This is a genomic window from Mucilaginibacter mallensis (genome assembly GCF_900105165.1).
Taxonomy (GTDB): domain Bacteria; phylum Bacteroidota; class Bacteroidia; order Sphingobacteriales; family Sphingobacteriaceae; genus Mucilaginibacter; species Mucilaginibacter mallensis.
Window position 1 is genome coordinate 4,094,124 of sequence record NZ_LT629740.1, and the last position, 13,551, is coordinate 4,107,674.

A 13,551-nucleotide genomic window follows, 5' to 3' on the forward strand; every position below is an offset into this window, starting at 1 on the left:
TTTAATAACAGAATATTATAACTTTAGCACTGCCAATGCTAAAGTTGAATTATCCACTAGCCCATATTAATAATCCCCTGTTAAAAACGTTTTTCTGTTTATTACTTATTTTTATAGGTATTCCGTCTTTCGCGCAAAAGAAATTCACCATAAGCGGCAATATTAAAGATGCCGCAACAGGCGAGGTATTAATTGGTGCTACTGTACGTATTAAGGAGCTTTCGCAAAATGGCGCTGCCAGCAATAACTATGGCTTTTATTCACTCTCAGCACCTGAGGGCGACTATACTTTATTGATCAGTTACGTTGGCTATGTTACTGTTTCGCGCCAGGTTTCGCTGCATAAAAATGTGGCTCTGGATATTATATTGAATGCCCGTAACGATCTGACTGAAGTTGTAGTAAGCGCCAAAGGGCATAATAACGACAATGTAACATCGCCCGAAATGGGCGTTGAAAAGCTAAACATGTCGCAAATAAATAATGTGCCCGTTTTGTTGGGCGAGCGTGATATTTTAAAAACTATATCCTTGCTACCCGGCGTTAAGGCGGCGAGTGAAGGCAATACCGGTTTCTATGTTCGCGGCGGCGCATCCGACCAAAACCTGATATTGCTGGATGAGGCGATCGTATATAACGCTTCTCACTTATTTGGCTTCTTCTCCACCTTTAATTCAGATGCTATAAAGGATGTAAGCCTGTATAAAGGTGGCATGCCTGCGCAATATGGCGGCCGCTTATCATCAGTGCTGGATATTAAGATGGATGAGGGCAATAACAAGGAGTATGTTGTAGAAGGTGGTATAGGCCTTATATCATCACGCATCAAACTGGAAGGCCCGATTGTGAAAGATAAGGGTTCATTTATGATCAGCGCGCGGCGTACTTATATCGATGCCTTTTTAAAAGCATCATCAGATAGCACGGTAAAAGGTAGTAAGCTTTATTTTTATGATCTGAATGCCAAGGCCAACTACCATTTTGATGATAAAAACGCCATTTATCTTTCAGGCTATTTTGGTAAGGATGTATTGGGACTGAGAAATACATTCGGCACAAACTGGGGTAATGCTACCGGGACTTTGCGTTTTAACCATGTGTTTAACAGCAAATTATTCTCCAATACATCGCTGGTATACAGTAATTATAACTACACCATTCAAAGTTTTTTACCGGGGAATGATTTTAGAGCAGTATCAAAAATAACTGATATCGACCTTAAGGAAGACCTGCAATATTATATCAATAGCAACCATACCCTGCGCTTTGGTATCGACGCGCTGCACCATAACCTGGCACCGGGCAGCCTGACCTCGAACGATAGTTCGAGCTTTAACACTAAAGTGATACAACGCCGCTACGGATTGGAGACCGCAGCTTATGTTAGCGATGAATGGCATGTAAACGATAAACTAACCCTGTTATATGGTGCGCGCCTTAGTGGCATATTTATATTCGGCCCGGGAACTTTTAGCACTTATAATGCCGACGGTAATACATTATCTTCAAAGACCTATCAATCGGGTGATGTGGTAAAGAGTTATTTTTACCTGGAGCCGCGCCTATCAGCCAGTTATAGTCTGAACGATCAAACATCGCTTAAAGCATCCTATAACCGCAATACACAAAATATTCATATCCTCAGTAATTCAAACAGCAGCACACCTACCGACTTGTATGCCATGAGCAGCAACAATATCAAGCCGGAGATTGCCGACCAGGTATCAACCGGGTATTTCAGGAATTTTGACGAGAATATTTTTGAGTTCTCGACCGAAGTATACTACAAATGGCTGCAAAACCAGATAGATTATAAAGATGGCGCGCAGCTGATACTGAACCAGGATGTGGAATCGCAACTGGTGTATGGTACCGGCAGGGCTTATGGTATCGAGTTCTACTTAAAAAAGAAATACGGACGCTTTAATGGCTGGCTAGGCTATACACTCTCAAGAACCGAACGGAAGTTTGATGCCATAAACAACGGCAATTACTTCCCGGCCACACAAGACCGTACACATGATATATCAGCAGTGGGCATTTACCAACTGAACAAACGATGGTCGTTTTCAAGTACTTTTGTTTATGGTACGGGTAATGCAGTTACTTATCCAAATGGTAAATATGCTATTGGTGGGGTAACTACCTATTATTATTCGCAACGCAATGCTAACCGTGAACCATCAAATAACCGACTGGATATTGGCGCTACGTTTGAGGGGAAGCCGCATAAAAAATATCATTCCAGCTGGACATTTGGTATCTATAACATTTATAATCACCGTAACCCATATGCTATTACTTTTCGCGATAGCAAAACAAACCCTGGCACAACGGAGGCGGTGGAAACAAGTTTATTCGGCAGAGTACCATCAGTTACCTGGAACTTTAAATTTTAAACGGTATGCGGTATATGAAATTTAAATATCAGTTACTAATAGCAGCAATACTTTTAATTGTGGCCACATCATGCCAAAAAGTTATCGACCTGAAACTCGATAACGCCGCCCCGCAGTTGGTTATTGAGGGTAACCTTACAGATCAATTCGGGCCGCAGTATGTAATTATTACCAAATCAGTGTCCTTTACCAGCGACAATATCTTTCCGCCTGTAACCGATGCGGAAGTTACAATAGCTGATAGTTTGGGCTATAAGCATAAGTTAGGCCAAAGTAATCCTGGGGTATATTCTATTTATCCTTTTGGTGGTATACCCGGTCATACTTATACTTTAACTGTACAAACCGGTGGTAAAATTTATACCGCAAAATCAACCATGCCCTACCCTGTTAACCTTGATACATTAACCACAAAAACAGATGTTCTTAGTAATAAAGATCTGCGCACCGTAACAGTCGATTACCAGGATCCGGCAAAAATAGCCAACCAGTACCGGTTTATATTATACATAAACGGTCAGCAAGCCGGCGCCATTTTTACCAACGATGATAGTTTTACAAACGGCCGTTATGTAAAAGATGACCTGTTGCAAAACGGCATAGATATACACCCACTTGATACCGCCACAGTTGAGATGGAATGTATTGATAAAAATATTTATAAATACTGGTTCAGTCTGAGCCAGCAACAGGGTAATGGCCCGGGCGGCGGTACCACGCCAGCAAACCCACCATCAAATTTCAATAATAACGCTCTCGGATATTTTAGCGCGCACACTACGCAATCAAAGGCAATAATTGTAAAGTAGATCTTTTTCACCCTCTTTGCGGTTTATCGCAGAGAGGGTCGACCAGCGTAGCGTAGTCGGGGTGAGTTAACGGAGCGCATTAAAATATTATTCATGTCATGCCGAACTTGTTTCGGCACCTCACAAGCTAAGTGGCCAGCATGATGTTGACATGTCCTGTGGGATCCTGAAACAAGTTCAGGATGACGGGGACTTATTTGGGCGTTACCTCCGGCCATGCTATCCGCTCATACGCCTGCAGGCCTTAATCACAAGGCCGGTATCCGACTCCTATCACTAACGCATTTTACCCCCTCCGTCTCCTTCGTCGACACCTCCCCCTAAGCTTAGGGGGAGGCCGGGTGGGGGTAAAACTCGCTCCGCCGACTCACCCGGTCGTTGCTTCGCTCGACCACCCTCTCTGTCGCAAGCGACAAAGAGGGTAGATAAAAGAAGATGCATATCAATCAGTATGCAACGTAATAACCCCCGTATTTGTTGGTTTTGCCAGGTTGGTGCCATTGATTGTTACTCCCTTATAAGTCAAGTTTTCGGCATTGCTGATAACTTCAGGTTTGGGCGTATTAAGCACGGTCACCTTTTTCAGGCTGATATTTTTGAGGGGATTGCCCTGTACGCCTACCGCATAAATACCCACCTCGCCAGCATAATTACAGGTTACGTTATCAATAGTAAAGTTGTTAAAGTTGCAGGGATAATGGCCGCCACGTGAGCCATGATAATTATTCTCGAAGCGAATAAACCCGGCTACCGCGGTATCACATTGCACGTTATGCACATGTATATCCTCGATAAAACCACCGCGGTCAAGGTTGGATTTAAAGTAGATGGCGCTCAGGCATTTTTTTATCTGCACGTTATACATATACACATTCCGCACACCTGCCGACATCTCACTACCGATACAAAGTCCGTTAGCTTTTGACCGGAATACACAATCCCTCACAATCACATTTTCGGTAGGCTGTCCAATGCGCCATGCATCCTGGTCGCGGCCGGCCTTAATGGCAATGCCATCATCGCCGCTATTAAAATTGCAGCGCTGTATCAGCACGTTGGTGGTTGATTCGGGGTCGCAACCATCGTTGTTTAAATTATGGCTATTGATGGTCACATCCTGCACCGTAACGTTATTACATAACACCGGGTGTATAACCCAATAAGGCGCATCCAGAATGGTTATGCCTGATATTAATATGTTTTTACAGCCGAAGAACTGGATCATATCCGGTGGCAACTGCGCATTATTGTCACCAAATACGCGCTGGTAAACAGGCACGAGGTCGTGCCCCATTTGCCTGAGCCTGTTTTGCTCCGGCGAGCCTTGCGGTCGCCATTTGGCAAAATTTTTACTGGCTGATCCATTTACTATACCGTGGCCTGTTATGGCAATATCAGAACATTGGTAGGCATAGAAAAGCGGCGAGTAATTATAGAGTTCCGTACCCTCCCAAAGCGTAAGTACAGCAGGTAAATAATCTTTTGGCTCGCCGGAGAATACAAGTTCAGCTCCATCATTAAAATGCAGGTTAACATGGCTCTTGAGTACAACAGGACCTGCGATGTAGAATTTGCCTTGAGGTACAATAACCTCACCACCTCCGCTTACGCTGCACAAGCTGATCACCTTATTAAAAATAGCTTTGGTATCTGTTTTGCCATCAGCTATTGCTCCGTAGTTTACGATGTTGAAAGTATCCCTTTTAAACTCAGGTACTTTAATATTTTTAAGGATCTGGTCGACAGGGGATACTGTTTTTTGCTTACGCTGAGCATCCGCATTGGCAGCAAGAATTAAAAAAAATGCTATCAGCAAGTATCTAAGTTTACGTTGGTTTATCATGGCAGATAATAAGATGAGTAAATTTAAATGATTATATTTAGTACCCTTATTTATATTAAAGATTTTACCTTTAGTCGCATTTTAAAGTTATCCACTTGAAAAGACTAATTTTTACTTTTTGTTTGCTGCAGCTGTTTACACTAATCGCGTTTGCACAGGATAAGCAGATACCCTACGGCAATAACCCTGCCGCCGGTAAGTATTATAACATTCGCGGTATAAAAATGTACTGCGAAGTTTATGGCAAAGGTAAGCCCTTGTTAATGATACATGGCAACGGTGGCGATATCAGCGCGTTCTCAAATAATATCCCCTACTTCTCCAAAAAATATATGGTTATAGTACCTGATAGCCGTGCACAGGGCAAATCAACCGATAGCCGTGATTCCCTAAGCTTTGAAATGATGGCCGATGATTTTGCAGCACTGCTGGATGTAATGCACATCAAATCAACCTATGTGATCGGCTGGAGCGACGGTGGGATAAATGCACTGCTGCTAGCCATGCGCCATCCCGAAAAGGTGATAAAACTGGCCTCAACAGGGGCTAATCTCTGGCCGGATTCTACTGCTATTAATCCTAAAGACTGGATAGGCGAGCGGGATGATTATAATGCTTCAAAAAACAAGATATTTAAAACAGCCAAGGAAAAAAATGACCAGAAGATATTTCTACTGGATTGGTTTCAACCCAACATACCTTTGCTGGCGCTCAGAAAGATCAAATGTCCGTCACTTATTATTGGCGGCGACCACGATGTGATCGTGATACAGCATACGGTTTTAATATATCAGAATATTCCGCATGCCTATTTATGGATCTTGCCCGATTCACCGCATGCTACTTTCCGGGCCCATACCGCTGAGTTCAATAAAAAAGTTGATGAGTTTTTTAGTACACCCTTTCATGTTTGGAATTAGTTATGCAGCCTAATAATATATTGCACGGCAAAACGCTGGAAATGGTACTGAACGAACTGGTAGCACATCATGGCTGGCCCGAACTGGGTTACCGTATCCGCATCAATTGTTTTTTGGATGATCCGAGTATTAAATCAAGCTTGAAATTTTTGCGCAAAACGCCATGGGCACGCAAAAAGGTAGAGGATCTGTATATAGAAACTTTTAGCAAACTCTGATTATCATGGGGTATTTTCGCTAAAGTCAGGTTTTTGTGGTGATATTCATTGCCGCTGGTTAAAACCAACGGCAATGAACAGATAAAATTCTTTCTAAATTATAGTAAACCACAAAGGAAGACTGGGAATTATAGTTGAATCGCTATAGTTTTTCTCCGTGCTGGCTAATATCCAAACCAATGATCTCATCTTCAGCTGAAACGCGCAGCGGCGATATCATATCGGTAATTTTCAGTAACAGCAATGAGCCGAAAAATGAGAATATAGATACCAGCACCAACGCTATACATTGTACAAAAAACAAGTGTGTTTGGCCAAAGAACAGACCGTTACCTGTAGTGTTGCCCGGGTTTACGTTTTGATTAGCGAAAACGCCGGTAAGTAACATACCCACCATACCGCCTACGCCGTGGCAAGGGAAAACGTCTAATGTGTCATCAATTGTTGTACGTGTACGCCATTCAACCACCAGGTTACTTACTATTGATGATATAATACCTATAGCCAGTGAATGCGGAATGGAAACAAAACCTGCGGCAGGTGTAATAGCCACCAGTCCAACTACAGCACCTATACAAGTACCCATTGCCGACGGTTTATGACCGCGTAGCATATCAAAAAATATCCAGGTTAAGCCTGCCGCTGCTGATGCCGTTGTGCTTGTAGCCAATGCGGTAACCGCCAAATGGTTTGCGCCAAATGCCGAGCCCGCATTAAAACCAAACCAGCCGAACCATAATAAACCGGTACCTATCATTACATAAGTAATACGGGCGGGCGTATGATCCTGGTCGCTGCGGCGTTTCAGGTACAGGGCCGATGCAAGTGCCGCCCAGCCTGCCGACATATGCACAACCGTTCCGCCTGCAAAATCAAGCACGCCTAATTTGCTCAGCAAGCCATCGGGGTGCCAGGTGCAATGCGCCAGTGGTGAAAATATGAATATAGAGAACAGGCAAACGAATAATATATAAGAGTTAAAACGGATACGCCCGGCAAAAGCACCGGTAATCAACGCCGGGGTTATGATAGCGAATTTCAACTGGTACATGGCAAATAATAGCAGCGGGATGGTTGGCGCCAGTTTCCAGGTGGAGTTGCCCAGCATGCCTTTCATCATAAAATAAGTGCGCGGGTCGCCTATTATGCCATAGAAACTATCGCCAAAGGCCAAACTAAAACCAAATATGCCCCACATTACGGTGATGATAACCATACACACAATACTTTGCAGCATGGTTGAAATCACATTCTTCTTGGTTACCATGCCACCGTAAAAAAAAGCAAGACCGGGTGTCATGATCAAAACCAATGCTGTCGACATCAGCATCCAGGCAATATCGCCGGTATTAAAATGGGGATTGCCGGTATTATTTAATTCAACCGACGGGAAAATAAATGTCAGTATTAAAATGACTACGATTATAAAAAAGGGGAAATAACGCTTCATTAACTTTCAGTATAATTTAAAAAAGGCCTGAAAGTATGATTTATTTCATATAAATTGAAATAAACGATGATAAATATCGAAAAAAGAACAAAAAATTTACGTTTTACAAATATCTGAGCAACAGATCTGGAAAAACACCAAGAAAAATTAATAATAATGAGATTATTATTACCAAAATTATCAGATTATTTGATCCTCTAACGGCATCATGGGTATTTTCATTCCGTTTTACAAATAAATAAAGTGGTATCCGGATGTAATAAAATAACGATACTACGGTAGCCAACGCCCCGGTAACCATAAGCAGCAATAGCCATATATCATGATTTTCCTGATAAATGCCATACACCGCTGAGAATACAAATACCTTACCTGTAAACCCTGCGGTAACAGGCAGACCGGTGAGTGATATCAGTATAATTACAAAACATACCGAAGCTAAAGGATATTTTAATCCGAGGCCTTTGTAATCCGTCACATCTTCGGCACCGGTTACATTGGTAAAGTAACTCGCTAGTGCCAGGGCACCGATGTTGGCAATACCATAAACCAACAGGTAATAAGTTAAAGCCGATATACCCTGCGAATTAAATGTAACTATGGCCATTAAAGCAAACCCGGTATGGCCAATGCTCGAATAAGCCAGCATCCGCTTCACATTGGTTTGCAATAAAGCAGCAAAGTTACCGGCTATTATGGTAATAATACCAACAGCCGACAGGAACAGATGAAAATCAAACGCGTTCCATTTGGCAAAGAAGATGAACGGGGTTAAAAAGTTAATGAGCAATGCAAAACCTGCTACTTTTGGCAAAGTCGACAAATACGCGGTAACGGGTGTGGACGCGCCCTCATAAACATCAGGCACCCAAAAATGCATCGGCACAAATGATAGCTTAAAGCCTATGCCTGCCAGTACCAGCACCAGCGCGAATGAAACAGGTAAAGGATTAACCTGTGTTAAGCCCTGTATCAGATTGCCTCCAAACAAATTAAGCGAGCCTGTATATACATAGAGTAACGAAATACCATATAACATTATAGCAGATGCTGACGCGCCAAAAAGCACGTATTTTAAACCCGCCTCAGTACTGAATGAACTTTCGGAACGGTAAGCCACCAACAGGTATGAAGCAATAGATACCATCTCGATTGATAAATAAATAGACAGCAGATTAACCGCCATCACCATTAAATGCAGCCCTGTTAAGGAGGCTATGACGATGGAATACAGATCGGATAAGCCTTTGCGGTGCTTAGCTAAATTATTATCCCAATCAAAGTATAGCAGCAGAATAAACGCCAGCACATCAATTACAAATTTAAAGTTGATACCTGTACGGGTGAGCAACAGCATTTCATTAAAAAGAAAGTGACCGTTGGTTTGTCCGTTGATTAATAATAGCGATATCTGTAGCAGATCCTTTATGATCACACCCAATATACCTGCGCAAGCTATAAACTTTACTATCCAACGGGAGTTCTTACCAAAAAGCAGATCTGTTACCAATACTACAACGAAAAGCCCAGCCAGGTATATTTCGGGCATAAAGTATTTAATGCTGTCAACTACATCATTTAAATAGCTCGGTATTAATGGAAGCAGATCGTGCATTACTTAGTGTACAAAATTTTTGGTGAAACTTACCAGTGCCAGCACCGAATCATTGATCTTTTCAAATACCAGCGATGGCATCAACCCTAAAACCAATACAGTGAGAGCCAATGGTATTAAAGTTATCATTTCACGCGTATTAAGATCGGTCATAGCTATTTTCCAGATCTCCCCTCCTTTTAAGGATAGCGAACCGAAGAACATGCGTTGCAAGGTCCATAAAAAATAGCAGGCGCTGAATAATATACCTATTGCCCCTACTGCTGCCATCCATTGAGGCACCAATCCGTTAACGGCCTCTGATTTAAAGGCACCTGCCAATGAGAATGCTTCTGCAATAAATGCCGAAAAGCCCGGCAGACCTAATGAGGCAAAAAACGCGATCATGATAAATACGGTATACTTAGGCATGAACGAACCCAGTCCGCGGAAGTTGTATATATCCCTATCGTGCACGCGATTATACACCACCCCTACCAGGAAGAAAAGCATGGTGGCTAAAAACCCGTGACTCACCATCTGGAACACTGCCCCGCTGATACCCTCAGCAGTTTGCGAGGCAATACCCAGCAGCACAAAACCCATTTGTGAAACGGATGAATAAGCGATGATCCGTTTAAAATCACGCTGTGCCAACGCGTTTAGCGCACCGTATATAATGGAGATAATGCCCAGTAAACCCAGCCAGAAAGCACCGGAAGCGGCAACATCCGGGAAAATACCAATACAGATACGAATGATACCGTAGCCACCTATTTTTAACAGGACACCCGCCAATATAATGGAGACCGGCGTAGGCGCTTCAACGTGCGCATCGGGCAGCCAGGTATGTAATGGTACAACCGGCACTTTGATAGCGAATGCGATGAACAATACAATAAACCCAACCGTACGTGCCGGGAAACCGAATATAGTTTGATGGCTTAACGCAGAGAATACTGAGCCTGGGGCATAATTCGCCGGGTTCATCATTTGCACCATGTTAAAGGTATGGTTGCCGGTTGCTGGGTCGGTTACCGACAGGTATAGGCCGATCATCACCAATAGCATAAACACCGAACCGAATAAGGTATACAGGAAGAATTTGATTGCCGCATATTCCCTTCGCGCGCCGCCCCACATGCCAATTAAAAAGTATAGTGGCAGCAGCATCAGCTCATAAAATATGTAGAAAAGGAAGAAATCAAGCGAGCAGAATACGCCGATCAAAGCCATATCCAGCAATAAAAACAGTGCGAAAAAGCCTTTCAGGTTACTTTTTATCTCCCATGAGGCCAGAGCTGCTACTACCAATACTAATGATGTCATTACCAGTAGTGTTATGGATATGCCGTCTATCCCCACAAAATAATCAACCTGCATTTTGCCCAGGGCACCCAGGTTAAGGTTTATCCACGGTAGTTTTTGAACGAACTGAAATTGGTTCTCAAGGTTTATACCACCATATGCAGCGCCTGTTTTAAAATTAAGATACAACCAAACGCTTATACACAACTGTACTATGGTAGCCAGCAGGGTAATATATTTAAAACTTGCGCGCATGCTTGAGGGCAGCACCACAATTATTAATCCGAACAGGATAGGTATAAATATGAGTAGGCTTAGCATTTAGTGAAATGGTGAATGGTGAATAGTGAGCGGTGAGTGGCACTTGTATAACACACCCCTGCGGCCGCACTGTCTTTCGCGCCCCCTCTCGAGAGGGGAATGGGTAGGAATGTATTTGTTTCAAATCTCATAGCTCAAATCTAATATCTAATCTATATTAAAAACCAAATAAACACGGCCAGTATAATAGCCAGCATGCTGAACAGGTAATACTGAATTTTTCCGCTTTGAAAATTACGGGCAAAGTTGCCTATGCCTAAAGTTATTGAGGTTAGTAAATGTAACAAACCATCAATAATATTTTTATCAAGCCAGGCGGTAATTTTTGATAGTACCAGCACTGTGTTCTTTAACAGGTTGATGGACCCATCAATAATATTTTTATCAAACCATGATGCCGACCTACTGATAGCCAGTACCGGTTTTACAATGATGCTGTTGTATATTTTATCAATATACCATTCATGGTACGAAAGTTTGAACAGCAAGCCAGTTTGTGGGAATGTATAGCTGTTACGTTTTACATATACCGCATAAGCAAAGTAGATGACCACAAAGTTCAGCACGTTTATACCTGCCGGGATAATGGTGTGGTACATGTTTACACGCTCCAGGTAATCCGATGGATTAAAACCCGTTAAAATCCATGCATGCTCATAAACCAGTGGATTTAAGCTAAACCATGGGAACAAACAGCACACAGCTAGCAGCCCAAGCGGAAGCGTGTATTGCCAACCGCCATCGCCACAATGTATTTTAATGTGCGGGTTAGCTTTCTGTAACCTGAACTCGCCGAAGAAAACCTTTACAATTAATCTGGCGACATAGAACGCAGTTAATAAACTGGTAACTAACGCGCCAACAGGTATTAATCGGTAAACCCAGCTTTTGCCATCCGACCATTCAAAGGCTTGTACCAATATACCATCTTTTGAAAGGTATCCCGATGTTAACGGCAAACCAATTAAAGCCACAGCGCCAACAACTGCCGCGATAAATGTTAGCGGCAGTTTTTTACGCAGGCCACCCATATGCAGGATATTTTGCGGGTCGATATCAAGGTCGTTTTCTTCTTTGATATGCTGCATCTGGTGGATAACTATACCGGCAACCAAAAACAACAGGCACTTGAAAAATGCATGCGTAACCAAATGAAATAACGATGATGAATATGCACCGATACCCATGGCCATGGTCATATAACCTAATTGCGATATGGTGGAGTAAGCCAAAATCCGTTTCAGATCGTTTTGGGTGAGGGCGATGGTAGCCGCCATAAATGCGGTAAAGCAGCCGATGACCGCCAGTATGTTTAGTTCGGTGCTATTGAACAACGGATAAACCCGGCCAAGTAAAAATACACCGGCTGCAACCATAGTGGCCGCATGAATGAGTGCTGATACTGATGTTGGCCCCTCCATGGCATCGGGCAGCCAGGTATGCAATGGAAATTGTGCTGATTTTGCAGCTACAGCTAAGAAGATGCCACCAACTGCAATGTATTGCCAAATAACAGGCATTTGACCAGTCGCGCTAACCCAGTTATCCAATTTTATGAACGACTGTGCAATTAACCCGTTATCACCAAAAAGCTGGACAAGATCCGCTGTATGAAATTGGGTAAACAGGATAAGTATGGCAACTAACAGTCCGATATCACCAATACGGTTCATCAAAAAAGCTTTTTTATTGGCTTGCACCGCTTTTGCTTTGGTGAACCAAAAGCCTATCAGCAGGTATGATGAAAATCCTACCAGTTCCCAAAAGGCATAGAATAAGAACAAATTATCAACCGCTACCAGCGCCAGCATGCTGAAGCAAAACAGACTCAGGTAGCTGAAATAGCGCTTATAGCTTTCATCGTACTTCATGTACGCTGTGGAGTAGATATGTACCGGCAAAGCAATCAAGCTAACCAATAACAGCATTAGTACCGACAAGTTGTTCAACAATACACCTGCGTACAGTTTTGTTGCACCAATGGTGAACCATAATTGTTGTACATGCAATTGGGGTTTATTCCATACCTGCGCAAATATGGTAGCTGATAAAACAACACTTATAAATATAGCCACTGTTGATAACCATCCACTGATAATATTACGCTTACCCGGCAGGCAAATATTTACCAAAAACGCGGCAAAGGGCAGCAATACTGCTGCAAGCGCATGGTAAATGGTGGTTATATCCTGGTATGGTACGGCTGTATTCAATTGTCTTCTTTTGTAGTGATAATTACGGTTGCATCCGTTGTAAAATGCGAATCCCTTTTAAAGGAGATGTTTTTAATGTTTGCAGGTGAAAGCTGATAAAACTCCTGGATGGTGCTCTTCCTGTCCTGGTTCATCATGGTATTGTTCAGCACATATTGCAGGTTGGTATCGGTTTGCTTTTTCTCCAGGTAACGTTTATAACTATTGGAGATAGCACTGAATTTTTTCTGATACGCCGCAGTTGCATAGGGCTTGGTAACTATAATGGTTGAGTTTTTCACAATACTCACATTTACAATATTCTTCGGGTCGATAGATTTTATATCGCCTTTATATTCTTTGCCGTCAACAATTATTGATTGGTCAGCTGCTGCGATAGCTTTTTTAGCAGAATCAACTTTAATCGAATCCTTATTTTGCGCAAAAGCAGATATTGAAAGAAATAAGCAGAATAACAGAGCGTTTATTTTCATCAT

10 protein-coding genes are annotated in these 13,551 nt (G+C 42.6%); 4 read left to right on the plus strand and 6 right to left on the minus strand.

From position 1 onward, the window contains the following. Positions 1-35 precede the first annotated feature (35 nt). Complete coding sequence (locus tag BLU33_RS16415; RefSeq protein WP_091375353.1) at positions 36-2,399, plus strand: TonB-dependent receptor; 2,364 nt, start codon at positions 36-38, stop codon at positions 2,397-2,399. Positions 2,400-2,413: 14 nt separating this feature from the next. After that, positions 2,414-3,208: a DUF4249 domain-containing protein gene (locus BLU33_RS16420; RefSeq protein WP_091375356.1), complete on the plus strand. Its 795-nt coding sequence runs from the start codon at positions 2,414-2,416 to the stop codon at positions 3,206-3,208. A gap of 442 nt (positions 3,209-3,650) precedes the next feature. Here BLU33_RS16420 and BLU33_RS16425 read toward each other — a convergent pair whose 3' ends face one another. After that, a complete protein-coding gene (locus tag BLU33_RS16425) occupies positions 3,651-5,024 on the minus strand; it encodes a glycoside hydrolase family 28 protein (RefSeq protein WP_172829259.1) in 1,374 nt (457 codons plus the stop codon). Positions 5,025-5,146: 122 nt separating this feature from the next. On the opposite strand from BLU33_RS16425, the gene BLU33_RS16430 reads away from it, so the two are divergent. Together BLU33_RS16430 and BLU33_RS16435 are read left to right on the plus strand one after the other, a co-directional pair. Then, positions 5,147-5,971, plus strand: a complete 825-nt coding sequence (locus BLU33_RS16430; protein ID WP_197684514.1) for an alpha/beta fold hydrolase — start codon at positions 5,147-5,149, stop codon at positions 5,969-5,971. A 2-nt stretch (positions 5,972-5,973) separates the two neighbouring features. Then, the gene (locus tag BLU33_RS16435; protein ID WP_091375362.1) at positions 5,974-6,189 is read left to right on the plus strand and encodes a VF530 family protein; all 216 of its coding nucleotides are present in this window, start codon (positions 5,974-5,976) and stop codon (positions 6,187-6,189) included. Positions 6,190-6,331: 142 nt separating this feature from the next. Here BLU33_RS16435 and BLU33_RS16440 read toward each other — a convergent pair whose 3' ends face one another. From BLU33_RS16440 to BLU33_RS16460, 5 genes are all read right to left on the minus strand, one after another. Continuing rightward, a complete protein-coding gene (locus BLU33_RS16440; RefSeq protein WP_091375366.1) occupies positions 6,332-7,639 on the minus strand; it encodes an ammonium transporter in 1,308 nt (435 codons plus the stop codon). A gap of 103 nt (positions 7,640-7,742) precedes the next feature. Then, positions 7,743-9,254, minus strand: a complete 1,512-nt coding sequence (locus tag BLU33_RS16445; protein WP_091375368.1) for an NADH-quinone oxidoreductase subunit N — start codon at positions 9,252-9,254, stop codon at positions 7,743-7,745. A 3-nt stretch (positions 9,255-9,257) separates the two neighbouring features. Beyond that, positions 9,258-10,862: a complex I subunit 4 family protein gene (locus BLU33_RS16450; protein WP_091375371.1), complete on the minus strand. Its 1,605-nt coding sequence runs from the start codon at positions 10,860-10,862 to the stop codon at positions 9,258-9,260. A 152-nt stretch (positions 10,863-11,014) separates the two neighbouring features. After that, on the minus strand, positions 11,015-13,075 hold the full coding sequence (locus BLU33_RS16455) for an NADH-quinone oxidoreductase subunit 5 family protein (RefSeq protein WP_232009315.1): 2,061 nt from the start codon (positions 13,073-13,075) through the stop codon (positions 11,015-11,017). After that, positions 13,072-13,551: a hypothetical protein gene (locus BLU33_RS16460; RefSeq protein ID WP_091375375.1), complete on the minus strand. Its 480-nt coding sequence runs from the start codon at positions 13,549-13,551 to the stop codon at positions 13,072-13,074. The genes BLU33_RS16455 and BLU33_RS16460 overlap by 4 nt, the downstream gene beginning before the upstream one ends.